Raw genomic sequence first — 23,205 nt, 5'->3', positions numbered from 1 at the left:
CGCGGCAGTATACCGCGCCTCGTTGAGCGGCACACGCGCCAGTGGTCAAACCTTGGTCTCATTGTCGTACCCGGCCCCTGTAGGAGCTGCCGCAGGCTGCGATCTTTTAAGGTCAAGATCAAAAGATCGCAGCCTGCGGCAGCTCCTGCAGGGGAATCGGGTCATCCCGAAAATTGAATGGTCATTTATCGGCCACGCCACTAAAGTGACATGCGGTCTGTAGAGTAGGACGCTCTGTCAGTCTCCTTTCATTTGGTGAGTCAACGATTGACCCATAACGCCATCCAGCGCCTGTTGCTCAAACGTTTCGCCCTCGCGGCCGGCACCTATGCCCTGGTATTGCTGTTGCTGTGGCTGGCGTTTTTTACCGGTCACTACGACGCGCCGCTGGCCAGTGTCGCCATCGGCAGCGCACTGGTCGTGACCAGCCAGGCCATCCTGTTCGCGGTGTTCTACAGCGGCTGCAACCTGCGTTTCGCCGACCCCAGCCTGACCGAGGCGCAAGTGTTGTTGGGGCTTGGCTGGCAAACCTGGCTGATCGCCCATCTGGACGAAGCCCGGGGTGCGTTCCTGGTGTTTTACGTTCTTATCCTGCTGTTCGGCCTGTTCCATCTGTCACGCCGATCCTTTGTGCGATGCGCATTGCTGGTGTTCTTCAGCTTTAGCGCGATCACTCTGTGGGAGGGCTACCACTTCCAGTTGCCCGACCCGGCCATGGCGGTGTTGCAGGTGTGCGTGCTGTTCATCGTGCTGGTGTGGCTGGTGTTGTATGCCCGCTACGTCCAGGCTTCACGACAACGCATGCGTCAGCGGCGTTTTGCCTTGCAGGCGCACCAGGACACCTTGCGCGGGATGATGCGCCAGCTCGAAGATCTGGTGGCCACCGACGAACTCACAGGCCTGTTCAATCGCCGGCATTTCCTGCGCCTGGCTTCCCGCGAGTTGAACGCCATGGAAGCCGGAGTCGTGCATGGCCTGGCGCTGATCGACCTCGACCATTTCAAACGCATCAACGATCTGCACGGGCATGCCGCCGGCGATCAGGTGCTGCAAGCCTTTGCCGGCGTTGCCACCGCGTGCCTGCGTGACAGCGATGTTCTGGCTCGCTACGGCGGCGAAGAATTCGTGGTGCTGCTGCCCGATTGCGATGCCGACAGTCTGACTTCGTGCTGCGAACGGCTGCGCATCGCCTTCACCGATGTCGAGTTGATCGGTCTGAATGTGCGCAACCTCAGCCTGTCCGCCGGCATGACCCTGCTGGAGCTGGGCGACGACCTCGATGACGCGCTGCAACGGGCCGATCAGGCGCTCTATCGGGCCAAGCGTGACGGTCGTAACCGATGCGCGGCGGCGTGGGAGAACGTCGATGCCTGAATTGCGGGTTGGCGAGCGCCACTGGTCGGTAGCGGCGGGCAGCAATCTGCTCGACGCGCTGAATCAGAACGGCGTGCCGGTGCCTTACAGTTGCCGCGCCGGCAGTTGCCATGCGTGCCTGGTGCAGTGTGTACGGGGCCTGCCGAGCGACAGCCGCCCCGATGCCCTGAGTGCGCAGCAGCGAGAACAGGGTTGGCGCCTGGCGTGCCAGTGCCAGGTGGTCGAGGACTTGCAGGTGCATGCTTTCGACCCGCAGGTCGATGGCCAACCGGCCGAGGTCGCCGCGGTCGATTGGCTGAGCACCACGGTGCTGCGCTTGCGGGTGATCGCGCAGCGACCGCTGCGCTACAGCGCCGGCCAGCACCTGGTGTTGTGGGCGGGCAACGTGGCGCGGCCGTATTCCCTTGCCAGCCTGCCGCAGGAAGACCGTTTTCTGGAGTTTCATCTCGATTGCCGCAAGCCCGGGGAATTCAGCGATGCCGCCCGGCAATTGCGCATCGGCGATCCGATCCGTCTCGGTGAATTGCGCGGCGGTGCCTTGCATTACGATCCGGACTGGCATACCCGGCCATTGTGGCTGCTGGCGGCCGGCACCGGGTTGGGGCCATTGTTTGGTGTGTTGCGCGAAGCGCTGCGCCAGGATCACCAAGGCGCCATCCGTGTCATCCACCTGGCCCATGATGTCGATGAGCACTACCTGGCCAAGCCTCTACAGGCCATGGTCGCCAGCCGTCCGAACCTGAGTGTCGAACTCTGGACCCCGGCCGAGTTGCCAGCGGCTTTGGCGCAACTGCGGCTTGTTTCCCGGCAAACCCTGGCCTTACTCTGCGGAGCCCCCGACAGTGTCGATGCCTTTGCCCGGCGCCTGTACCTGGCGGGACTGCCGCGCAATCAACTGCTGGCCGATGTGTTCCTGCCCCGTGGTTGAGCGCTGACTTTTCAGACGTGAGACCTGCCATGACCGAAGCCATCCAAGTTGAACGCGAACGCGGCCTGTTGACCCTGCGCCTGAATCGCCTGGACAAGAAAAACGCCCTGACTCGCGCCATGTACAGCCAACTGGCCGAGGCGCTGAAACAGGCCGACAACGACCCGGGGATCAGTGCCGTACTGATCAGCGGCTCAGCCGAATGCTTCACCGCCGGCAACGACATCGCCGATTTCATCCAGCAACCGCCGACCAGCCTCGACAGCCCGGTGTTCCAGTTCATGCTCAACCTGCTCGAATGCCGCAAACCGGTGATCGCCGCCGTGGCCGGGGCGGCGGTGGGCATTGGCACGACGATGTTGCTGCATTGCGATCTGGTCTACGTCAGCCGCGATGCGCGCCTGCGCATGCCGTTCGTCAATCTCGGGTTATGCCCTGAGTTCGGTTCCAGCCTGATCCTGCCGCGCTTGCTCGGGCAGGCCAAAGCGGCGGAGTTGTTGCTGCTGGGTGAAGGTTTCAGCGGTGAACAGGCGGCTGCCTGGGGCATTGCCAATGAAGCCTTGGGCAGTGGCGAGGAGGCCTTGGCCAAGGGGCGGGAGATGGGCTTGCGCTTTGAGTCGCTGCCGCCGGAAGCGGTGCGGATCAGCAAGCAACTGATGAAAGCGCCGGATCGGGAGCTGTTGCGCAAGGTGATAGAAGAGGAGGGGGCGTTGTTCACCCAGCGGTTGCGGTCACCGGAGGCGTTGGCGGCGTTGACCGGGTTCATCAAGCGGCATTGAATCTTTCGCTGACTGGGCCGGCCCCATCGCGAGCAAGCTCGCTCCCACAGGGATTGGGATTCACCGCAAAAAATGTGGGAGCGAGCTTGCTCGCGATGGGGCCGGATCAGGCAACAAAAAAAATGGATCAGGCAGCAAAAAGCCCCGCCATTCACATGGCGGGGCTTTTGTTTTTCAGCAACCGGTCACTCAGACCATCGGATCGCCAACGTGCAGGATCTTCATGCCGTTGGTGCCGCCGGTGGTGTGGAAGCTGTCACCTTTGGTCAGGATGACCCAGTCGCCTTTCTGTACTACGCCGCGCTTGACCAGCTCGTCGATCGCCTTCTGGCTGACTTCGTTCGGCGCCAGCGAAGCCGGGTCGAACGGGATGGTGTACACGCCACGGAACATCGCCGCGCGAGCCTGGGCTTCGCGGTGCGGGGTGAACGCGTAGATCGGCACCGAGGAACGGATGCGCGACATGATCAGCGGGGTGTAGCCACTTTCGGTCAGGGCGATGATCGCCTTCACGCCCGGGAAGTGGTTGGCGGTGTACATGGTCGCCAGCGCAATGCTCTCGTCGCAGCGCTGGAACTCCTTGCCGATGCGGTGGCTGGAGGTCTTGCTGGTCGGGTGCTTTTCGGCACCGACACAGATACGCGCCATGGCCTGAACGGCTTCCAGCGGGTACAGGCCTGCGGCACTTTCGGCCGAGAGCATCACGGCGTCGGTGTAGTCGAGCACGGCGTTGGCAACGTCGGACACTTCGGCGCGGGTCGGCATCGGGTTCTGGATCATCGACTCCATCATCTGGGTCGCGACGATCACCGCCTTGTTGTGACGACGTGCGTGCAGAATGATCTTCTTCTGGATGCCCACCAGTTCGGCGTCGCCGATTTCCACACCCAGGTCACCACGGGCAACCATCACCGCGTCGGACGCCTTGATCAGGCCGTCGAGGGTTTCGTCATCGGCCACGGCTTCGGCGCGTTCGATCTTCGCCACCAGCCAGGCAGTGCCGCCGGCTTCGTCGCGCAGTTGACGGGCGTATTCCATGTCGGCCGCGTCACGCGGGAAGGACACGGCGAGGTAGTCGACTTCCATTTCCGCAGCGAGCTTGATGTCGGCCTTGTCTTTTTCAGTCAGGGCCGGAGCGGTCAGGCCGCCACCGCGACGGTTGATGCCTTTGTGGTCGGACAGCGGGCCGCCGATGGTCACGGTGCAGTTCAGTTCGGTGGCCGTGGCGGTATCGACGCGCATCACCACGCGACCGTCGTCGAGCAGCAGCTCGTCGCCCACACCGCAGTCCTTGACCAGGTCCGGATAATCGATGCCGACCACTTGCTGGTTGCCTTCGGTCAGAGGATGGCTAGTGGAGAAGGTGAATTGATCACCGATCTTCAGCTCGATCTTCTTGTTGGCGAATTTGGCGATACGGATTTTCGGGCCTTGCAGGTCACCCAGCAGGGCGACGAAGCGGCCGTGCTTGGCAGCGAGGTCACGCACCAGCTTCGCGCGAGCCTTGTGCTCGTCGGGGGTGCCGTGGGAGAAGTTCAGGCGGGCGACGTCCAGGCCAGCCAGAATCAGCTGTTCGAGAACTTCCGGCGAGTTACTGGCCGGGCCAAGGGTGGCGACGATTTTGGTACGACGGACGGACATGCAAAGACTCCTGAGTTCAAGCGCTGAGTGAGGCTACTATGCTCCGAAGGTGTAGTCATTGTTCGTATGCACTACTTTTTTCTTTCTTTATTGAACCTGACAACTTTGCGCCAGGCAGCCTGAAGATTTTCGCCCACGGGTCGATACAACGTTCAAGACAGGAGATCCCCATGCGATTCGTACTCATTGCTGCCCTTGCCGTCGGCGCCCTCAGTGCCACCGGCTGCACCCGTTGGGCAATGAACCATCACTTGAACAATGCCTACAGCGCCTATGACCGGGGCAATTGCGAGCAGGTGATGCTCGAACTGTCCAAGGTCGAACGCGACAGCCGCGCGCGGCCTTACGTATGGCCGGAAGTGTCGATGATGCGCGGCCAGTGCCTGGAGCGGCAGAAGATGTTTATCGACGCGGCCCAGACCTACCAGTTCATTATTGCCGCCTATCCGCAAAGCGAGTACGCCTACCGCGCCCGCGCCCGCCTGGAAACCTTGCAGAGCCTGGGCCACTACCCGCTGCGCAGTGCCGCGGCGGTAAAACCGACGCAGTTCTGATGGCAGGCGAGCATTCCATCGCTGGCTCCCCGGCGGCGCTGAGCTATAGTCCAAGAAACCGGTTTTAGAGCCTTGCCTCTGAATCGGGGCAACACCTGTGACCGGCATAAGCAGGACTCAGCGCCGTAAGGACTGGCGCACCGGGAGCGGGGAGAGCGGGCCAAGACTCAATGAGTACCCGTTCCGAAGCAGTAGTGCGGCTCTGCTTAAGAGCCTTGCATAGCGAAAACGCACATGTTCACCGACCGCCGAATCGAGCGGCATCAACTGCCGTATTTCCTGAAAGTATTCAACGGTATCACCGGCAAACCCATCGGCTACCTGGGCAATGTCTCCGAAGACGGGCTGATGCTGATCAGCCAGCTGCCAATGATGATCGGCGCGGACTTCAACCTGCGCCTGAAAATCCCGGCGACCGAAGGCGGCCAGCGGATCATCGACCTGCAGGCCTGTTGCCTGTGGTGCCACGAAGACGCGACCCCCCAACATTACGACGCCGGTTTCAGCCTGCAACGGGCACCGCCGGAGTATGGGCAATTGGTGAGGGCGTTGAAGCAGTACTTCAGCTTTCAGTCATTGCCGGCCTCGGCTTGAGATCACTCAGGCTCAAGCTCTTTTCCAGCCCAGATACCGCGTCACCAACGCCGCCCCCAACTCGCCGGGTAACGCATCCATCACCAGCACTCCATGAGCGTTCAAGCGCTCATGGAGTTCGGCGCGTGCATTGAGGTAGTCCACGGTCCCGCAATAGGCCAGCGCCTCGGACAAGGTCTGTACCGGTGACTGGCGCAAGGTGTCGAGCACGTCCTCGCGCAGGCTCGCGACCAGCACCTGGTGCTGCTGGCTCAGGCGCTTGACCGCCGGGAGCAACTCGTCGTCCTCTTCGCGCAGGTTGGTCACCAGTACCACCAGTGCCCGGCGTTTTTGCCGTGCCAGCAGTTGCGTAACGGCGGCTTGGTAGTCGGCGCTGCGTTGGCTGCTGTGCAAGTCATAGACGCGATTGAGCAGTGTGTTGAGATGGCTGCTGCCTTTTACCGGCGCAAGATAGCGCGGCTGCTCGCTGGCAAAGGTACTCAGGCCCACCGCGTCGCCCTGGCGTAGCGCGACGTAGCTGAGCAGCAAACAGGCATTAAGCGCATGGTCGAAGTGCGATAGCTCGCCGTCCTGGCTGCGCATGTGCCGGCCGCAGTCGAGCATGAAGATGATCTGCTGGTCGCGTTCGTCCTGATACTCCCGGGCAATGGGCGAGCGCTGGCGGGCGGTGGCTTTCCAGTCGATCTGACGCAGGCTGTCGCCTTCGCGAAATTCCCGTAGCTGATGAAACTCCAGTCCCAGGCCTCGACGCTGGCGTTGACGTACGCCGAGCTGGCTGAGCCAGTTATCCACAGCCAGTAACTGGCCGCCATAGATTCGGGCGAAGTCGGGATAGACGCGGATGTTGTCCGCGACATCGAGAATGCGTTTGTCGGACCACAAACCCAATGGGCTCGGCAGGTTGATTTCGCAGTGCTCAAAACTGAAGTGCCCGCGTTTGAGCGGACGTAGCCGATAGTCGATTCGGCTGTGCTGGCCCGGTTGCAACTCGACAGTCAGCGGCAGGTGTTCGAAGTCCAGGCCCGAGGGTACATGGTCGAAGATCTGTACGCTCAGCGGTTGTGAAAAGTCGTGTTCAAGGATCAGTTGCACATCGCTCCAGCGACCGAGGGCCAGACTGCCGGGTATCTCACGGCTCAGCCGGGGCGAGGGTAGTCGCTTCAGCCGAAAGGCATCGAGCAGGGCCAGGACCAGCAATGCCAGGAGCAGTCCCCAATTGATCTGCGTGACGCTCGCCGGCACCGCCAGCTCCAACGCCCGCAGACTGCCGAGCACGATGCCGATGGCCAGTAGTGACGTTAACCAGATCAATAGCAGGCGCGAGGGTTTCACTGCCGCGGTGCCGGTACTTGGTCGAGCATCTGTCGGAGCACCTGATCGACATCCAGCCCTTCGATGTCCAGCTCCGGCGCGATGCGCACACGATGACGCAGCACGGCCAAGGCGCAACCCTTGATGTCGTCCGGAATCACGAACTCCCCGCCGCGCAGCAGCGCACGGGCACGGGCACACCGCACCAGCGCGATGGACGCGCGCGGGCCGGCGCCGAGGGTCAGGCCGGGCCAGCTGCGGGTGGAGCGGGCCAGGCGCACGGCGTAATCGAGCACCTGATCGTCCAGCGCCAGGTCGCTGGCGATGCGTTGCAGGGCCAGCACATCCCTGGCCTGCAACAAGGTGCGCATCGGCTGGACATCGAGCATGTCGGCCCGGGTCGAGCGGCTGACCTGACGCACCATGTCCAACTCTTGCTCGGCGTCCGGGTAATCCATGCGCACCTTGAGCATGAAGCGATCCAGTTCGGCTTCCGGCAGCGGGTAAGTGCCTTCCTGTTCGATCGGGTTTTGCGTGGCGAGCACCATGAAGGGTTGCGGGATCGGCAATGGCTGGCCTTCGAGGGTGACTTGCCGTTCCTGCATGGCTTCGAGCAGCGCCGCCTGGGTTTTCGCCGGGGCGCGGTTGATCTCGTCGGCCAGTAGCAGGTTGGTGAACAACGGCCCTTTGCGCAGTTTGAATTGCTCGGTCTGCATGTCATACACCGCGTGCCCGGTGACGTCGCTGGGCATCAGGTCCGGGGTGAACTGGATGCGTGCGAACTCACCGCCGAAGCAACGGGCGAGGGCGCGTACCAACAGGGTCTTGCCCAACCCCGGTACGCCTTCGAGCAATACGTGGCCGCCAGCGATCAGCGCGGTCAGCACGTCGTCGATCACACTGTCCTGGCCAATCACGGCTTTTTGCAATTCTTTGCGTACGGCCTGGGCCAGATGGCCGGCACGCTGACGCTGTTGAGCGGCATGGCTCGTTGCGTCGGACTCGATCGGCTCATTCATTGGTTCCGGAGCCTTGCTAACTGCTACATTGGTTTTATCTTCCATAAATCAGTCACTTACCTAATCTAACTTTTTTCACGTGTTTTTTTACGCGTGGAAGGAGTGAGTGACTGCCAATCTGCTTCATTGCAATTCCATGGCAACCCCACATTTGAGCATTCGTCAGAGGTGGAGGTTAGTCTATCTCAGCCGTCACTCGCCCACCCTGAAGTGCAACTGCCGACATTGCCTGCCTCCATCAAGGGCTACTACCGACCTGGAGCAGTCGGCGAACAGAATAATGGCAAATTAGTAGCTAAGCTTGGTCTGCACGCTCGCCATAGGTGCAGAACGAGGTTGAGGAAATTGAAAGGAACAGAACATCTGGCAAAAGTGATTGCCGACGTTCAGTTCTACAATGGAGAGCGAGGAGAATCGTTACCTGGAACGATGATGTCAAAGACAACAAATGAAAATGATTTCGCTTTATCGCCGAAATGTTAAGAGGCTGATTCCGAGAGTAAAAAAATTCCACCATGAAATTAGCATCGCCAAATGCATTGCTTAGTGTCGGCACAAAAGGTTGATTGGTTTCCGAATACCGCTTCTATTGGTTGATTTAGAAGGATTATGTTTGGAGATTGTGAAATGGATTCTTTCAGGGATAAAAACGCCGCAAAGCAAGCCATACCCACCAGTACAAATAAGCCGCGTTCGACCAAGTGGCACCGCATGTACTTTTTTCTTGCGGGATTCGACGTGCTGGTTGTTGTGCTGAGCGTGCTATTGAATCACCTGATCGTCGATACCTATCACCGCTCCATCAAGGCAAACCAGTCGTGGGTCCAGCAGCTGTCGAGCTATTCAACGCTGGGCAGCCTGGCTTCCACAGTCAATGCGCCGGGCAATAATGTGTTCGATACACATAATGTTGAAGCCGAATCGGGGAACATGAATGAAGCCTTGCGCGTCTTCAACGAGCATTTGGCAATGGCCAAAAAACAGTTGGAAGTACGGATCGCCAATGAGGCTGAACACAGTGCAGATATACAAGCCTTTACCCTTGCATTGAAGGATGAGGTGGGTGCAGTTGATGCCGCGATGGTCGAAATGGTGAACGAGGCCTTGCTGATCTTTTCCTACTTCAGGGAGGGGCAGTCGGATAATGCCGGCAAACGCATGGCAACGATGGACAGGAAGTTTGCCCTGTTGCTCGCCTCACTCAGTACCGTGCGCGATCGCGTTGGCCTGATTCAAAGCAAGCTCCTGGAAGAGGAGCTTGAGTCGGTCGAAGAACTGCGCCGGGTCGAATACGCGATCATGGTGTTCGTGCTGTTGATGGTCAGTGCGGCCATGATCTACGGGGGCAAGATCAGGCGCGAAATGGAGTCGCAAGCAGCTGAAAGGGAGGGTTATCTGGCAGTGCTGCGCGAAAGCGAGAAGCAGGCCCGCCAGCAAGCATCGCTGCTGGACAAGGCCCAGGACGCCATTGTCGTTCACGGGATGGATAACCGCATCCTGTACTGGAACAAAAGTGCCGAGCGTCTCTACGGTCTGTCAAAGGAAGAGGCACTCGGCAAATCGGCACAGGAGTTGATCTACCAGGGTAGCGCCGCTTTCAATGCGGCCACCAACAGCCTGATCGAAACGGGTGACTGGGCGGACGAAGTGACACTTCGACGCCGGGATGGCTGCACCATCACGCTCGAAAGTCATCGAACCCTGGTGCGAGACGATGATGGCCAGCCGCAATCCGTTCTGTCGATCAATACTGACATCACCCACCGCAAGACCGCTGAGCAAGAGGTCCAGCGTTTGGCCTTCTACGATCAGTTGACCGGGCTGCCCAACAGGCGGCTCATGTTGGACCGGTTACAGCATCTGCTGGCGGGCAGCTCCCGTAGCCTGCATACGAGCGGGATAATTCTCATTGACCTGGATAACTTCAAGGCACTGAACGACACGCTGGGGCATGACAGAGGCGACATGTTGCTGCAGCAAGTTGCTCTGCGCCTTTGCGGCTGCATACGCGAGAGCGACACCGTGGCTCGCTTGGGCGGAGACGAATTTGTCGTCCTGCTGGATGGCCTTAATGAGAACCCTCCAGAAGCAGCTATCCAGGCCAAGGCTATTGGCGAAAAGATTCTCAACTCTCTGAACATTTCCTACCAGTTGGATGGATATGAGCACCACAGCACCCCCAGCCTCGGCATTGCGCTGTTCCAGGGGCAGCTGAGCACAGCGGACGATATTTTGAAGCGCGCTGACCTGGCGATGTATCGCGCCAAGGCGGCGGGCCGCAATACCATGCGCTTCTTCGATCCGGAAATGCAGGCGGTTGCCACGGCACGCGCCAGACTGGAAGTAGACTTGCGCCAAGGCTTGCAGGACAACGAATTCATTCTTCATTACCAGCCGCAGGTCAATAGTGAGGGCCGTATCATTGGCGCAGAGGCACTGATGAGATGGCAGAATCCTGAGCGCGGAGTCGTGTTTCCAGGCGAGTTCATTCCATTGGCAGAGGAAACGGGGCTGATTCTGCCGTTAGGCCGTTGGGCGCTGCAGGCAGCCTGCACTCAGCTGGTTGCCTGGGCAAGGCATTCGGAAACCGCCCGGCTGGGTATGGCTGTGAATGTCAGCGCCCGTCAGTTTCACCATCCGGACTTCGTCGAGGAGGTACTGCAAGTACTGAGATACACGGGGGCCGATCCGAAGAAATTGAAACTGGAACTGACCGAAGGCCTGCTGATTGAGGATATGGAAGGTACTGTCGCCAAAATGATCGAGTTGAAAGAGATCGGCATAGGCCTTTCGCTGGATGATTTCGGTACCGGCTACTCGTCACTGTCATACCTCAAGAGCCTTCCGCTGGATCAACTCAAGATCGACCAGTCCTTCATCAGAGATGTGCTGGTTGATTCCAACGACGCCGCCATCGCCTGCGCGATTGTGAGCCTGAGCCAGATATTGGGGCTTTCGGTGATTGCAGAAGGTGTGGAGACAGAAGCTCAGCGTACCTTTCTGGTCAAGCATGGCTGCCAGACCTACCAGGGTTTCCTGTTTTCCCCGCCACTGCCAGCCGAACAATTTGTGGAGTATGTTCACGAAAGATTCATGGCGAGCACTGATTCCCCATGGACCAAGACTGAATCGCCATAAAGATCATAAGGCGTTCCTCAGGGATTGCAGGTGGGCGACCTGACGGCTGAATTCAACGCTGGAAAGCCGTTGATTCGGACGCGGGCTCATGGCCTGGCTGATAGCGCGTGCGGGTTGGCCGGTCAGGCGTGCGAGCAGCAACCATTGTTCGGCGACGGCGAGTTGTTCAAAGCCGGGATGGCGACGTCGCACGCGCCGCAGAATGTCCTGTTGCAAGGCTTGCAGCAAGCCGGCTTGACCGTTGCGGCGCAACAGGAAGTCGGCACTGGCGCGCAGGTGCTCCTGCAGTTGCCGGCGTGCTTTCGGTGCCGGTTCCAGCAACGGCCCCTGACGCACGCCAAAGTGCCAGAAACCCAGGCCGATCAAGGCGAACAACGCGACCAGCGCCTGGGGGAAGTAACGCCGCAGCAAGGTCGGCAGGCTGTCGTGATCGGTATTGAAGATCAGCGTCACGCGGGTGTCGGCGGTCAGGTACCAGAGCAGCCAGGCGTTGTCGTATTGCTCGACGGCCGGGGTTTTCCACAGGTCGGCATCGGTGACCACGATGATCGAGCCGAGTCCGTAATCGAGTTGCATCATGTGCGTCGCCCTGGCGCTGTTGGCCCAGGCCTGGGCGAGGTTTTTCGGGTCCTCGAGATGGAAAGCGGTATCGAAACCGGCATAGGCCGGGGCGTTTTCGTCTTCCAGATAGAGCTTGGTCAGTTGTGGGTAAGGATCGTCACCGACATCCGGAGGCGGCTCCTTGAGGTCTTTGCTCAAGGACTGGCGCAGTTGTACCCGGTCAAGCAGCAGGTCATTGCTATGGCCGAGTTTTTCATCCCACAACGACTCGGCGACGAACAGCAGCCGCCCGCCGGCCCGGGTCCAGTTCATCACCTGGTCGATTTGCCGTGGCGTCATGTTGTAGCGGTCCCCGAGCAACAACAGGCTGTGCTGATGCGGATCGAGGCCGGGCAGGATGTCCAGGCCGTTGGCGTGATCGACGCTCAGGCCTTGCCGGCGCAGGAACAGCTGCGCCGCCAGATAAGGGTTGGCCCTGGCTTCGGGAGAAGGACCGTGGTCGATTTCGACCTGGTAAGGGGTTGCCTTGAGGTACAGATAAACACCCAGTGCAGCCACCAGCACAGCGAGCAGGGCAATGGCGATCGTCCCCCGGCGCCGACTCAACGGAGCGCTTCCGGGTCGAACAACACGCGCCAGCCGTCACACAATTCCTGTTGCACCTGTGCGGGGGGCAGGCGGTGACCGTAGGCCATGTCTTGCCAGTGCCCGGTCAGGTTTTTGCTGTAGGCCAGCAAGGCTGGTTGCTGTAATTGCTCGATGCGCTGCAGCACCTGCCCTTCAGTGTCGGCGGCCTCGAGCGCGATGTTGAAGTCGTGCGACAGGCGGCTGAGCAGGGCGCGATAGAGCAAGCCGAGGGCTTCGCGCGGATGGCTCTGCCAGAGGCTTTCGGCGCGGGTGGCAATGTCGGTGGGCAGGGACTCGGGCTTGAGGTCCAGGCCAAACGCCTGTTGCGGCAAGGGGCGCACGGCTTTGGCGTCGAGGGTCGGTCGCCGGCTGACGAACGCTTGCACCCAGTCGCGATAGCGCCAGATCAACAGGCCGACAGCACCGATGACGATGGCCCACAGCGCGATTTCAATCAGGTTCGCCAAGGTTCTGAAGCGCTGTCCCTCAAACAACTGCAACAGGGACTTCAACCATTGCGGTGTCTGCCCGTCGCCCGACGCTTCAGCGCCCGGAGGGTCTTCGCTGAAGCGATAGTGTGTCACCGCTTCCCGGTTCTTGAAGGGGGGCTGTTCGAGGATTGTCTTGATGTTGTCCCTGGCGACCTGGGTGTTCAGGGGCTGGCCCAGCAGGCGCGGGCTGTCGGGTGAAATGGCCGGTTCGGCGGCCCACAGGCTGTGTGCAGGTGACATCAGCAACATCACGGCGATCAACAGCACGCTGCTCGCACTGATCAGACGCTGGCGCATCCGGCGGAACACCAGTTCGATATCCCAGGCCTCCAGCACAGTGCGCCGGTTCAAATAAAGGCTGAAACCGCAGGCGACATAGATCGGTTCCCAGACCACCAGCACCAATGCATAAAACAGGTTGGTCAGGTGTTCCAGCCAGCGCCAGTCCTGGGTGGCCGCAGAGATCAGCGACTGCCAGCTCCAGTCGAGCGCGACCTGTTGTGGCAACAGCAGATAGAACAACACCATCAAGCCGATCCACAGCGCGCCTTCCAGGTGCGCGCCGATGATCGTCAGCCAGCGTGCGGCGCCGGCGTCCCGCTGCAACAGCACCTCCAAACGCTGCTGGCGCTGTTGTCCGTCGAGGCCTTCGAGTTGCGCCACCGACATCACGAAACTGCGCTGCAGACTCAGGCGTCGCCAGGTCAGGCTGGCCAGCAATTGCCCTTTGAGTAGCCGCGGCCATTGCCGCAGGGCCTGCTTGAGCGTGGGTGTTTCGCCGAACATGGCTTTGGACAGGATGTACAAGGGCAAGCGGTCGAATGCCGGTTTCAGCCACCAGAAAATCAACACGGCGAGAGAAGGCGAGTCCCAGAGCCCCCAACTGAGCAACGCGAACACCGGCAGCGTGAGCAACGCCCAACTGGTCATCAGCAGGCGTCGGTGGCGCTGGCTCAGGAGCACGCCGAGGTCCATGGCTTCCCATGTCGAGCGCGGGCGAATGACCACGCTGGCGTCATTCAGGCGCATGGCGGCGACGTCCGGCGAATACGAAATAAATCACCACCAGCAACCAGAGTGCCGCGCCGACCAGGTACTTGGTCTGGTACGAAGGGCGAGTCATCGATGACCAGTAGGCTTCGATAAACGCCGCGATCAACAGAAACAGCATGACCCCGCAGATCAGCAGCACGCTCTTGCGCGCCGCCAATCGCAAGGACTCGGCGCGGGGCAGGCGCCCCGGGGCGACCAACGCCCAGCCCAGCTTCAGACCGGCGGCGCCTGCCAGGGCGATGGCGCTGAGTTCGAAAGCGCCATGACCGACCACGAATGACCAGAAGGTCTGCCCGTAGCCGACGTAAGTCAGATGCCCGGCCACCGCACCAATCATCAGGCCGTTGTAAATCAGGAAGAACACGCTGCCCAGGCCAAACAGCAAACCGCTGGCGAAGGTCTGAAAGGCAATGCCGATGTTGTGCATGATGTAGTAGCCGAACATCACCCAGTCTTCACTGGCGGCCCGTTGCACCGAGCGCCCGAGGTGACCGGCAACGGGGTCGTACATGCTTTGCATTTCGCTGACCTGCTCGGCGGGGATCAGGTTGTAGATCAGGTCCGGGAACAGGTACACCAGCAACGCGAAACCGCCCAGGCTGACAAAGAACATCAGGCTGGCGGCGAGCACAAAACGCCACTGTTCGCGCACCAGGCGCGGGAAATCCGCGAGGATGAAAGCCAGCGCATTGGCCCCCAGGCGGCTGCGGTGACGGTAAAGCTGTTGATGCCCGCGCAGCACGTGTTGCTGCAACGAGTCGATCAGAAAACTGCTGTAGCCACGCTCCCGTGCCAGTGCCAGGTGTTGGCAGAGGCGTCGGTAGTCCTTCGGGAAACTGCCGGCGTCGGTAACCTTGCCGTCCCGTTCCAATTGCTCGAGCAGCCCGCAGAAACGTTCCCACTCGGCCTTGTGCCGACGTTCGAAAAGGCTTTGTTTCATGTCGGCCCCAACAAGCCGCGGGCGATGCCGTTGAGCTCGGTCACCGCCTGCGGGGCCGGGACTTGCAAAGGTTGGGCGAGAATGGTGGCCAGTTCATCGACCCGCGCCCGGGAGAGTTCGCCCTGGCGCTCGGCAAACCCGAGAATGGCCCGTTGCTCGCTGAGCGTCAGGGCAAATGCCGTGCGGCGGGGCTGGGCTTCGGGGAGCTCGGGGCGGGTGTGCGAGTGTTCGCGGTAGATTACCAGGGTCCCGGCGGCGATATCGCCAAGGCGCTTGAAGTGGGGGTGTTGCAGGCAGCTGATGGCCCCGAGGAAGTAGCCGAAGGGCAACAGGTCGACAACGCGCAGCAGGTTGCGCAGCAGCGAAGCGGACCAGCCGACCGGGGTGCCATCGTCGTGCACCACCCGCAGTCCCATCCATTGCTTGCCCGGCGAGCGACCCTGGTTGAGCACCTCGAACAGCACCATGTACCACCAGCTCACTACGAACAGCAGGATCGACCCGAGCCCGGCGCCCAATTTGCCGAGCATCGCCAGCGCAATGAACAGCACACCGAGGGCCAGGCCGCGCAAACCGAGATCGATGGCGAACGCCAGCGCACGAACCATCAACCCGGCCGGGCGCAGCGGCAGGTCGACGCCCTCCGGCGTTTCGACCTGGTACCGCGTATCCAGCGGTGGTGACAGCGGCGCATTCCGTGGCTGTGCTGTGGTCTCGAGCATGGGCACCTGATGATGTGGCCTGGATCGGGATTGTGTATCCATTCGATGCTAGCAGCCTATTCGAGGGGCGGGGGCGCAGGGAAACGACATAACTGTGTATTGCATGGCGAGCCGTGCAAGATGCTTGAATGACAGACTACTGGCCGGGGCGTGAGGTGAACGCCTAGACTTTGCCGATCTTCAGTTCAGGAATCGCCCGTGACCTCCATCTTCTGGTACGACTACGAAACCACTGGCATCAATCCCCGTTGCGACCGTCCGTTGCAAATGGCCGGCCTGCGCACCGACTTCGATCTCAATGAAATCGACGAGCCGGTCAATCTGTATTGCCAACCCAGCGACGACATCCTGCCGCACCCGGCCGCTTGTGCGATCACGGGAATCACGCCCGGGCAACTGCAGGCGCAGGGCTTGAGCGAAGCCGATTTCATGACACGGGTGCATGCCCAGCTTGCGGCACCGGGCACCTGTGGCGCGGGGTACAACACGCTGCGTTTCGATGACGAGATGACCCGCTACAGCCTGTACCGAAACTTTTTCGACCCTTATGCGAGGGAATGGCAGGGCGGCAATAGCCGCTGGGACCTGATCGATGTGGTGCGCGCCGCTTATGCCTTGCGCCCCGATGGCCTGCAATGGCCGACGGACGACGAAGGGCGGGTCACGCTCAAGCTTGAACGCCTGACCGCGGCCAACGGCATCGATCATGGCAATGCCCACGAGGCGCTGTCGGATGTTCGCGCGACAATTGCCCTGGCGCGCCTCATTCGGGAAAAACAGCCAAAGCTCTACGCCTGGCTGTTTCAACTGCGCAGCAAGCAAAAAGTCATGGACCAGATACGCCTGCTGCAACCGCTGGTGCATGTTTCCGGACGCTTTTCGGCGGCGCGCAGCTATGTGGGGGTGGTGTTGCCCCTGGCCTGGCACCCACGCAACAAGAACGCCCTGATTGTCTGTGACCTGCACCTGGACCCCCAGGGCCTGCTCGACCTGGATGCCGAAAGTTTGCGTCAGCGCTTGTATACCCGCCACGACGAACTGGCCGAGGGGGAGTTGCCAGTGCCGTTGAAGCTGATTCACATCAACAAGTGCCCGGTGGTGGCCCCGTTGTCGGTACTTCGCCAGGATGATCAGCAGCGCCTGGGGCTGGACATGGCGCTGTATCAACAGCGAGTGCTGCAGCTAAATGACGCGCGGGAAGTTTGGCTGGATAAAGTCTTGGCGATTTATGCCCGCGAAGATTTTTCTCAGAGCCAGGACCCGGAGCAACAGTTATACGATGGATTCATCGGTGATCGGGACCGGCGTTTGTGCGAACAAGTCAGAACCGTTGACCCGATGCAGTTGGCACAAGAGCAGTGGCCTTTCGATGACGAACGCTTGCCTGAGTTATTATTTCGATATCGCGCACGCAACTTTCCCGATACCTTGAATGCCGAGGAGCAAGAGCGCTGGCGAATATTCTGTCAGAAGCGTTTGTCAGATCCCGGATGGGGGGCGCCAAATACCCTCGAAAGTTTTGTAGAGGCTGCAGCCCAATTGAGCGTTAGTGCCACTGCGTTTCAGCAGGGGGTGCTCGGTGAGTGGCAGGATTATGTCCTGGGATTGCGTCAGCGTTTGCATCTTTGAAATCGAACCTGCCGGTGCTTAAATACCGCGCATAAAAAAACGCCAGCATTTGCTGGCGTTCCTTTTTTTGTCACGGGTCCATCTGCGACAAGCTCTGAGGCTTAGCCCAGCAGGGTAGCCCAGCCTTCTACCACGTCGCCGCCCCACTTGGCTTTCCACTCTTTCAGAGTCTTGTGGTTGCCACCTTTGGTTTCGATGACTTCGCCGTTGTGCGGGTTTTTGTATTGTTTAACTTTGCGAGCACGCTTGGTGCCGGTAGTTTTCACTGCACCGCCGCGTGGTGCCTTGGTTTTCGACTCTGGATCCAACAGCGCGATGATGTCACGCAGGGACTTGGAGTACTCACCCATCAAGGTGCGCAGTTTGCCTTCGAATTCCAGCTCGGTTTGCAGTTTGTCGTCTTGGGACAGGTTCTTCAAACGGGCTTGCAGCTCTTTGATAGCTTCTTCGGTGGCGCGATATTCGTTGATCAAGGACATGGGAACTACCTTATGTTGTACGCTGGATGGCAGGTGACAGTGCGGCAATAATAGTCACGGTGTTTCATCAAGTAAACATTTAAGCTAACTTTATTTAATTTAGTTGCTGTGTCTCGGGCGCACATTGGTAATGCCGTTATTAGTGTGATCCAGGTCCGTCAGATATACATAATTTAACAATTGCCCGGCACCGCTAGAGCATCCGGACGAACCGGCACGGGTGTTGTCGGTCCAGCCGCATCGACCTTCCGACAGGGCGAAACGTCAACAATACTGCAGTTTTGCTGCGCAATCGCTAGAATGGCGGCCTTTGCGAAGTTCTGGAGTTTCCCCCTCATGCGCACTTTTCGTCTGGTGATTTCTTGCCCGGACCGTGTTGGCATCGTTGCCAAAGTCAGTAACTTTCTGGCATCACACAACGGTTGGATCACTGAAGCGAGCCATCACTCGGACAATCTCAGTGGCTGGTTTTTCATGCGTCACGAAATCCGTGCCGACTCCCTGCCATTTGGTATCGAAGCGTTGCGCGAAGCCTTTGCCCCGATCGCCGAAGAGTTCTCGATGGACTGGCGCATCACCGATACCGAACAAAAGAAGCGTGTCGTGCTGATGGCCAGCCGCGAGTCGCACTGTCTGGCCGACTTGCTGCATCGCTGGCACAGCGATGAACTGGACTGCGAAATCTCCTGCGTGATTTCCAACCACGATGACTTGCGCAGCATGGTGGAGTGGCACGGCATTCCGTACTACCACGTCCCGGTCAATCCGCAGGACAAGCAGCCGGCTTTCGCCGAGGTATCGCGCCTGGTCAAACAGCACGACGCCGAAGTGGTGGTGCTGGCCCGTTACATGCAAATCCTGCCGCCCGAGTTGTGCAGCGAATACGCGCATAAGGTGATCAACATTCACCACAGCTTCCTGCCGTCGTTCGTCGGTGCCAAGCCGTATCACCAGGCCTCCCTGCGTGGTGTGAAGCTGATCGGCGCGACTTGCCACTATGTGACCGAAGAGCTGGATGCCGGCCCGATCATCGAGCAGGACGTGGTGCGTGTCAGCCACAGCGACAGCATCGAAGACATGGTGCGTTTCGGCCGCGATGTCGAGAAGATGGTGCTGGCCCGTGGCCTGCGTTATCACCTGGAAGACCGGGTGCTGGTGCACGGCAACAAAACCGTCGTCTTCTGATAGACGCACGGCGCGGTTGAAATTCGAAGGGCCTGGGCGTTCAATCGCTCCAGGCCCTTCGCCGTTTCTGCACCGAGGACATGACCATGGCCGATCCACTGGACAAAGCCACATCCAGGGCTCCCGCCACGCTGGGCGAGGGTTGCCTGAGCCGCTACGACCCCGATGACATGGGGCCTGAAGACGGTACGGAGTTTCCGGGGGCGGCTGAGTTGTGGGATCAGCTGCAGCAGGAGTCTGACGATGAAACCGGGAAGGATTAAAAAAGATCGCAGGCTGCGATCTTTTCAGGCCTGCCTGATTTTCATCAATTTCTTCAGCAGCGGCCGCCCCAGCATCAGCAAAAACACTGGCCCACCGACCAGCAAGTAGAAGTAATACGTTACCGCCCGCCAGATCAGAATCGCCGCGGCGGCCGTGGATTTCCCGACCATGGGTGCCAAAAGCGCCGCCGACGTCAGCTCCGCCGCCCCGGCTCCGCCCGGCAGAAGGCTGAATTGCCCGGCGCTGAGCGCCAGCATCTGGATCAGAAAACTCCAGGCCCACTGCAAATCCGCGCCGAGCCCGCGTAACGCCAGATAGAGCACGCTGTAGCGCAGGAGCCAATGCACACAGGTCAGGACGAATACCTTGATCAAGGTCTGCGCGGGCAATTTCAGCGTGTCGGTAAACGCCGCCAGAAACTGCAGGAGCTTGCGTGCCCAGCGCATTCGCGTGGCCGCCTTGACATTGACTCGGGCGAGCCATCGACCGCTCAGGCGAATCAACGAGCGGTGATAGCGGGCGACCATGGCGCAGGTGATCAAGCCGCCGAACAGCGAAACAGCGCTGACCATCAGCATCCATTCCATGCGCTGGCTGAGGTGCTGGAACAGGGCGTAAACGAGAATCCCGCTCAGGGCGCAGAGGAAAAACAGCAAGTCGCTCAGTTGGTCCATGGCAAACACGGCACTGCCCCTGGCCGGACGCACGCCATGACGCGCCAGCAACGCCATGATCGTCAGCGGCCCGCCGCTGCCGCCGGGCGTGGCGCAGTAGGCAAATTCGGCGGCCATCACCACGCCAAGGCTCCTGAGCCGGCTGACCTTGTGGCATTGATCCCCCAGCAACAGGCGCAAACGCAGGGTGTTCACACCCCAGCACAGCAGGATCATGCCGAACATGATCAACAGCCACGGCAGCGGAAAACCGCTCAGCCGGGAGCCGATTTCGCTGCCGCCCAACAGTAACGGAATCAGCACTGCCGCGAGCAGGCCGACGAGCAATAGCAGGGCGCGACTCATGCGGCGCAGCCCATTCGGTTGTTTTGCAGCGCCAGCCACTGGGACTTGGTCATCGGAACGCGTCCAATATCGAGCAGGCGCTCAAGGGTTCGCAGCCAGTATCGGTGCGAGAACTCATGACGCATGTCCACCGGGTGCAAGCCCAGGCGAATCACCGGGGCGTGTTGCCAGCGTTGTTCACGGCGGTCGCTGACGAGCTTCGATACACCCCGCCGCCAGGCACTGCGCGCACTCCAGACCAGCCCCGGCGCCTCGATCGCGGTGAATTCCGGTAAACGGTATAAATGCTGCGAGTCGCTGGTGTAACTCAACGGCAATTGGCGCAATGCCTGGCGAGTGCCCTGGCTCATCAGCCAGGCCGGGGCGACGAACCCTTCCAGCGGCCAGTCATGCCGGTGGAACATCTCGATGCCCGAGCGCAGGCGGGCGAGGGCGGCCTCTTGTGACAAACGATAAAACTCGCCTTCGTGGGTGTAGACCCGACGCATGAACCAGTCGCGGGGATTGAAGGGCATCGGCCCCTCGTCGCTATGGAAATAGCCATGCAGTGCCAGTTCGTCGCCCCGGGCGACCCTGGCACTGAGCTGGCGGCAAAACGGCAGATGGGCGTCCAGGTTGTTGTGTTTGTGGTAATCGGGAACCACCAGCCAAGTGATCGGCACGTCCCCCAAGGCGTCGACGGCTTTGACGAACGGTTGGTAATCGGCCCAGGTGGGTGGTGCCACGTCGTGCAGTACCAGCAGTAAAGCGGGCCTGTTCATGGGCTCAACCATTGGCTGTCAGCGGCCATTGGCTGCCGAGCACGGCGTGGTAGTGGCACAGCAAACTGGTGACCACCGTGTCCCAGGCGTAATGTCGTTCGACATGTAACCGCGCTTGGCGGCCCAGCGCTACGCTGCTCGAGCCGAACAGTTCTCGAACAGCGGTGGCCATTGCGGCTGGATCGTTCGGCGCGCAAAGCCGGCCGCAGTCCTCGGTGACGATTTCCTCGAAAGCCCCGGCCGCCACGGCCACCACCGGAATACCGCTGGCCATGGCTTCGAGTATCACCAGACCGAAGGTTTCCTGATCGCCGGCGTGCAGCAAGGCGTCGGCGCTGGCCATCAGGCGGGCCACCTGTGGCGCCGGGCAGAACTTGTCGATCACTGTCACATTGGACGGCACGGCTGTCGGCATCGATGAGCCAACCAGCAGCAGGTGATAGCGGCGGCCCAGGCATTTCATGCATTCGAGCAGCACTGGCAGGTTTTTTTCCTTGGAACCGCGCCCGGCGAAGATCAGCAGCCGGGTGTTGTCGTCCAGGCCCAACTCGGCCCGCAGCTCGGGGTCCCTGGCATCGGGATTGAAAGTTTGCAGGTCGACGCCCAGCGGTTGCACGAACACATTCCTGACCCCAAGCCCGGAGAGTTTGTCGGCCATGACCCGACTGGGCGCCAGGACCCGGTCGAAGTTGCCGTAGAGCTTGCTGACATAGGCCTCGACGTTGTTGGTCACCCAGTTGCCCATGCGGTTGCTGACCAGCAGCGGCAGGTCCGAGTGATAGAAGCCTATGACCGGTACATCGAGTTGCCTCCGTGCGTCCAGCGCTGCCCATGCGGTGAGGTAGGGGTCGCCGACTTCGATCAGGTCAGGTTGCAAATCCTGCAGGACATTGCGCCAGGGCGCGAGACGCAGCGGGAAGCGATAGCCTTTGCCGAAGGGCAAGGCAGGGGCTGGAACGGTGAAGATGCCATCCTGCTCGGTCAAGGACGATCCGGGGATCAGCAAACTGTGGCGAATGCCCGGCTTGATGCCCAGGCGACGGTGCTTTGCATCCAGATAAGTACGCACGCCACCGCTGGCAGGGGCGTAGAACATGGTGATGTCAGCGATATGCACGATGAACGATCCTCCGGTCCCGGTATTCCCTTGGTTGACCTTTATGAAGGATAGATGTTCGGTTGGGGTTGTGCGGGTGGGATGTCAGCGGGTTTTGTAGTGTTTGACAGGCCGCCATCGCGAGCAAGCCCGCTCCCACAGTGGATTTCGGTCGTACACAAAGTTTGTGTCCACTGAAGATCAAATGTGGGAGCGGGCTTGCTCGCGAAGGGGCCGGTGAGCGCGCCTCAGATCCTGAAACTTCCGACTAGCTGCTTCAACCGCGCCGCCTGCTGCTCAAGGTCCGAGCACGCGCGCAAGGTCGATTGCAGGTTTTCCACGCCTTCCTGGTTCAGCGTGTTGATCTCGGTGATGTCGACGTTGATCGACTCCACCACGGCGGTCTGTTCTTCGGTCGCGGTGGCCACCGACTGGTTCATGCCGTCGATTTCCCCGATACGCAAGGTCACGCTGTTCAGACGTTCGCCCGCGAGGTTGGCGATTTCCACACTGTCCTGGCTGTGGCGCTGACTGTCGCTCATGGTGCTCACCGATTCCCGGGCGCCGACTTGCAGCTCTTCGATCATGGTTTGTACCTGTTGCGCCGATTCCTGCGTGCGGTGTGCCAGGTTGCGCACCTCGTCCGCCACCACGGCAAAACCTCGACCGGCTTCACCGGCACGCGCGGCTTCGATCGCGGCATTGAGTGCGAGCAAGTTGGTTTGCTGGGAAATGCTGGTGATCACTTCGAGAATCTGCCCGATGTTCACGGTTTTGCTGTTGAGCGATTCGATATTGGTGCTCGAGGCGCTGAGCATGCTCGACAGTTGATTCATCGCCACGATGCTGCGGTCCACCACTTGCTGGCCGTCTTCGGCCAGGCTGCGGGCATCGCTGGCCTGGCTCGAAGCTTGAGCGGCGTTGCGGGCGATTTCCTGCGCGGCGGCGCCGAGCTGATTGATGGCGGCCGCGACACTGCTGGTGCGCGAGGCTTGCTGGTCGGAGTTGAACATCGACGAGTTGGAGGCCGCGACCACGCG

Annotated in this window: 21 protein-coding genes; 9 read left to right on the top strand and 12 right to left on the bottom strand. The window is 60.4% G+C overall.

What is annotated here, in order from left to right; all coding sequences use genetic code 11:
• Window positions 1-267 precede the first annotated feature (267 nt).
• The 3 genes from KSS91_RS23210 to KSS91_RS23200 are packed head-to-tail and all read left to right on the top strand — an operon-like array spanning window position 268 to window position 3,081.
• Window positions 268-1,374: a GGDEF domain-containing protein gene (locus KSS91_RS23210; protein WP_217836238.1), complete on the top strand. Its 1,107-nt coding sequence runs from the start codon at window positions 268-270 to the stop codon at window positions 1,372-1,374.
• The gene (locus tag KSS91_RS23205; RefSeq protein WP_217836237.1) at window positions 1,367-2,302 is read left to right on the top strand and encodes an iron-sulfur-binding ferredoxin reductase; all 936 of its coding nucleotides are present in this window, start codon (window positions 1,367-1,369) and stop codon (window positions 2,300-2,302) included. Before KSS91_RS23210 ends, KSS91_RS23205 begins: the two co-directional genes overlap by 8 nt.
• A gap of 29 nt (window positions 2,303-2,331) precedes the next feature.
• On the top strand, window positions 2,332-3,081 hold the full coding sequence (locus KSS91_RS23200) for an enoyl-CoA hydratase-related protein (RefSeq protein ID WP_217836236.1): 750 nt from the start codon (window positions 2,332-2,334) through the stop codon (window positions 3,079-3,081).
• 189 nt (window positions 3,082-3,270) lie between these two features.
• Here the strand turns inward: KSS91_RS23200 and pyk are convergent, their stop codons facing one another.
• Window positions 3,271-4,722 carry a pyruvate kinase gene (pyk, locus tag KSS91_RS23195; protein ID WP_217836235.1) on the bottom strand — a complete coding sequence of 484 codons (1,452 nt, stop codon included), beginning with the start codon at window positions 4,720-4,722 and terminating at the stop codon, window positions 3,271-3,273.
• Between the two features lie 170 nt (window positions 4,723-4,892).
• Here pyk and KSS91_RS23190 point away from each other — a divergent pair, with 170 nt between their 5' ends.
• Window positions 4,893-5,276, top strand: a complete 384-nt coding sequence (locus tag KSS91_RS23190) for a tetratricopeptide repeat protein (RefSeq protein WP_015096630.1) — start codon at window positions 4,893-4,895, stop codon at window positions 5,274-5,276.
• Between the two features lie 234 nt (window positions 5,277-5,510).
• Entirely contained in the window at window positions 5,511-5,870 is a 360-nt protein-coding gene (locus KSS91_RS23185) for a PilZ domain-containing protein (protein ID WP_095965416.1), read from the top strand.
• Window positions 5,871-5,882: 12 nt separating this feature from the next.
• On the opposite strand, the gene KSS91_RS23180 is transcribed toward KSS91_RS23185, so the two are convergent.
• Both KSS91_RS23180 and KSS91_RS23175 read right to left on the bottom strand, forming a co-directional pair.
• The gene (locus KSS91_RS23180) at window positions 5,883-7,202 is read right to left on the bottom strand and encodes a DUF58 domain-containing protein (protein WP_217836234.1); all 1,320 of its coding nucleotides are present in this window, start codon (window positions 7,200-7,202) and stop codon (window positions 5,883-5,885) included.
• A complete protein-coding gene (locus KSS91_RS23175; protein ID WP_015096627.1) occupies window positions 7,199-8,200 on the bottom strand; it encodes an AAA family ATPase in 1,002 nt (333 codons plus the stop codon). Before KSS91_RS23175 ends, KSS91_RS23180 begins: the two co-directional genes overlap by 4 nt.
• A gap of 627 nt (window positions 8,201-8,827) precedes the next feature.
• On the opposite strand from KSS91_RS23175, the gene KSS91_RS23170 reads away from it, so the two are divergent.
• A complete protein-coding gene (locus KSS91_RS23170) occupies window positions 8,828-11,338 on the top strand; it encodes a putative bifunctional diguanylate cyclase/phosphodiesterase (protein ID WP_217836233.1) in 2,511 nt (836 codons plus the stop codon).
• 3 nt (window positions 11,339-11,341) lie between these two features.
• On the opposite strand, the gene KSS91_RS23165 is transcribed toward KSS91_RS23170, so the two are convergent.
• The 4 genes from KSS91_RS23165 to KSS91_RS23150 are packed head-to-tail and all read right to left on the bottom strand — an operon-like array spanning window position 11,342 to window position 15,732.
• Window positions 11,342-12,505, bottom strand: coding sequence for a DUF4350 domain-containing protein (locus KSS91_RS23165; RefSeq protein WP_217836232.1), 1,164 nt, complete (start codon window positions 12,503-12,505; stop codon window positions 11,342-11,344).
• Window positions 12,502-14,046 carry a DUF4129 domain-containing protein gene (locus KSS91_RS23160; RefSeq protein WP_217836231.1) on the bottom strand — a complete coding sequence of 515 codons (1,545 nt, stop codon included), beginning with the start codon at window positions 14,044-14,046 and terminating at the stop codon, window positions 12,502-12,504. The genes KSS91_RS23165 and KSS91_RS23160 overlap by 4 nt, the downstream gene beginning before the upstream one ends.
• On the bottom strand, window positions 14,033-15,010 hold the full coding sequence (locus KSS91_RS23155) for a stage II sporulation protein M (protein WP_217836230.1): 978 nt from the start codon (window positions 15,008-15,010) through the stop codon (window positions 14,033-14,035). Before KSS91_RS23155 ends, KSS91_RS23160 begins: the two co-directional genes overlap by 14 nt.
• Window positions 15,007-15,732 (bottom strand): RDD family protein, encoded by a 726-nt coding sequence (locus tag KSS91_RS23150; protein WP_217836229.1) that lies wholly within the window; start codon window positions 15,730-15,732, stop codon window positions 15,007-15,009. The genes KSS91_RS23155 and KSS91_RS23150 overlap by 4 nt, the downstream gene beginning before the upstream one ends.
• A 198-nt stretch (window positions 15,733-15,930) precedes the next feature.
• On the opposite strand from KSS91_RS23150, the gene sbcB reads away from it, so the two are divergent.
• Window positions 15,931-17,361, top strand: a complete 1,431-nt coding sequence (sbcB, locus tag KSS91_RS23145; protein WP_217836228.1) for an exodeoxyribonuclease I — start codon at window positions 15,931-15,933, stop codon at window positions 17,359-17,361.
• A gap of 101 nt (window positions 17,362-17,462) precedes the next feature.
• Here sbcB and mvaT read toward each other — a convergent pair whose 3' ends face one another.
• A complete protein-coding gene (gene mvaT / locus KSS91_RS23140) occupies window positions 17,463-17,840 on the bottom strand; it encodes a histone-like nucleoid-structuring protein MvaT (RefSeq protein ID WP_007933316.1) in 378 nt (125 codons plus the stop codon).
• 336 nt (window positions 17,841-18,176) lie between these two features.
• Here mvaT and purU point away from each other — a divergent pair, with 336 nt between their 5' ends.
• On the top strand, window positions 18,177-19,025 hold the full coding sequence (gene purU / locus KSS91_RS23135; RefSeq protein ID WP_007977367.1) for a formyltetrahydrofolate deformylase: 849 nt from the start codon (window positions 18,177-18,179) through the stop codon (window positions 19,023-19,025).
• Window positions 19,026-19,111: 86 nt separating this feature from the next.
• Window positions 19,112-19,288: a hypothetical protein gene (locus tag KSS91_RS23130; RefSeq protein WP_217836227.1), complete on the top strand. Its 177-nt coding sequence runs from the start codon at window positions 19,112-19,114 to the stop codon at window positions 19,286-19,288.
• A gap of 24 nt (window positions 19,289-19,312) precedes the next feature.
• On the opposite strand, the gene gpgF is transcribed toward KSS91_RS23130, so the two are convergent.
• The 4 genes from gpgF to KSS91_RS28880 all read right to left on the bottom strand — a co-directional run bounded on the left by gpgF (window position 19,313) and on the right by KSS91_RS28880 (window position 23,178).
• Window positions 19,313-20,308, bottom strand: a complete 996-nt coding sequence (gpgF, locus tag KSS91_RS23125) for a glucosaminyl phosphatidylglycerol flippase (protein ID WP_217836226.1) — start codon at window positions 20,306-20,308, stop codon at window positions 19,313-19,315.
• Complete coding sequence (gpgD, locus tag KSS91_RS23120; RefSeq protein ID WP_217836225.1) at window positions 20,305-21,081, bottom strand: N-acetylglucosaminyl phosphatidylglycerol deacetylase; 777 nt, start codon at window positions 21,079-21,081, stop codon at window positions 20,305-20,307. The genes gpgF and gpgD overlap by 4 nt, the downstream gene beginning before the upstream one ends.
• Window positions 21,074-22,186, bottom strand: a complete 1,113-nt coding sequence (gpgS, locus tag KSS91_RS23115) for an N-acetylglucosaminyl phosphatidylglycerol synthase (RefSeq protein WP_217836224.1) — start codon at window positions 22,184-22,186, stop codon at window positions 21,074-21,076. Before gpgS ends, gpgD begins: the two co-directional genes overlap by 8 nt.
• A gap of 227 nt (window positions 22,187-22,413) precedes the next feature.
• Window positions 22,414-23,178, bottom strand: coding sequence for a methyl-accepting chemotaxis protein (locus KSS91_RS28880; RefSeq protein ID WP_428608872.1), 765 nt, complete (start codon window positions 23,176-23,178; stop codon window positions 22,414-22,416).
• Window positions 23,179-23,205: the final 27 nt, after the last annotated feature.

The organism is Pseudomonas azerbaijanorientalis (genome assembly GCF_019139795.1).
GTDB classification, from domain to species: domain Bacteria; phylum Pseudomonadota; class Gammaproteobacteria; order Pseudomonadales; family Pseudomonadaceae; genus Aquipseudomonas; species Aquipseudomonas laurylsulfatiphila.
This window is presented reverse-complemented; position numbering and strand designations above follow the sequence as displayed.

Excerpts from the sequence above, each read along its gene's own strand:
- KSS91_RS23150 (WP_217836229.1), bottom strand. The coding sequence starts at position 15,732 with ATGCTCGAGACCACAGCACAGCCACGGAATGCGCCGCTGTCACCACCG.
- KSS91_RS23170 (WP_217836233.1), top strand. The coding sequence starts at position 8,828 with ATGGATTCTTTCAGGGATAAAAACGCCGCAAAGCAAGCCATACCCACC.
- KSS91_RS23190 (WP_015096630.1), top strand. The coding sequence starts at position 4,893 with ATGCGATTCGTACTCATTGCTGCCCTTGCCGTCGGCGCCCTCAGTGCC.
- KSS91_RS23205 (WP_217836237.1), top strand. The coding sequence starts at position 1,367 with ATGCCTGAATTGCGGGTTGGCGAGCGCCACTGGTCGGTAGCGGCGGGC.
- KSS91_RS23185 (WP_095965416.1), top strand. The coding sequence starts at position 5,511 with ATGTTCACCGACCGCCGAATCGAGCGGCATCAACTGCCGTATTTCCTG.
- gpgD (WP_217836225.1), bottom strand. The coding sequence starts at position 21,081 with ATGGTTGAGCCCATGAACAGGCCCGCTTTACTGCTGGTACTGCACGAC.
- gpgF (WP_217836226.1), bottom strand. The coding sequence starts at position 20,308 with ATGAGTCGCGCCCTGCTATTGCTCGTCGGCCTGCTCGCGGCAGTGCTG.
- KSS91_RS23130 (WP_217836227.1), top strand. The coding sequence starts at position 19,112 with ATGGCCGATCCACTGGACAAAGCCACATCCAGGGCTCCCGCCACGCTG.
- pyk (WP_217836235.1), bottom strand. The coding sequence starts at position 4,722 with ATGTCCGTCCGTCGTACCAAAATCGTCGCCACCCTTGGCCCGGCCAGT.
- KSS91_RS28880 (WP_428608872.1), bottom strand. The coding sequence starts at position 23,178 with ATGTTCAACTCCGACCAGCAAGCCTCGCGCACCAGCAGTGTCGCGGCC.
- purU (WP_007977367.1), top strand. The coding sequence starts at position 18,177 with ATGCGCACTTTTCGTCTGGTGATTTCTTGCCCGGACCGTGTTGGCATC.
- mvaT (WP_007933316.1), bottom strand. The coding sequence starts at position 17,840 with ATGTCCTTGATCAACGAATATCGCGCCACCGAAGAAGCTATCAAAGAG.
- KSS91_RS23155 (WP_217836230.1), bottom strand. The coding sequence starts at position 15,010 with ATGAAACAAAGCCTTTTCGAACGTCGGCACAAGGCCGAGTGGGAACGT.
- KSS91_RS23200 (WP_217836236.1), top strand. The coding sequence starts at position 2,332 with ATGACCGAAGCCATCCAAGTTGAACGCGAACGCGGCCTGTTGACCCTG.
- KSS91_RS23160 (WP_217836231.1), bottom strand. The coding sequence starts at position 14,046 with ATGCGCCTGAATGACGCCAGCGTGGTCATTCGCCCGCGCTCGACATGG.
- KSS91_RS23175 (WP_015096627.1), bottom strand. The coding sequence starts at position 8,200 with ATGAATGAGCCGATCGAGTCCGACGCAACGAGCCATGCCGCTCAACAG.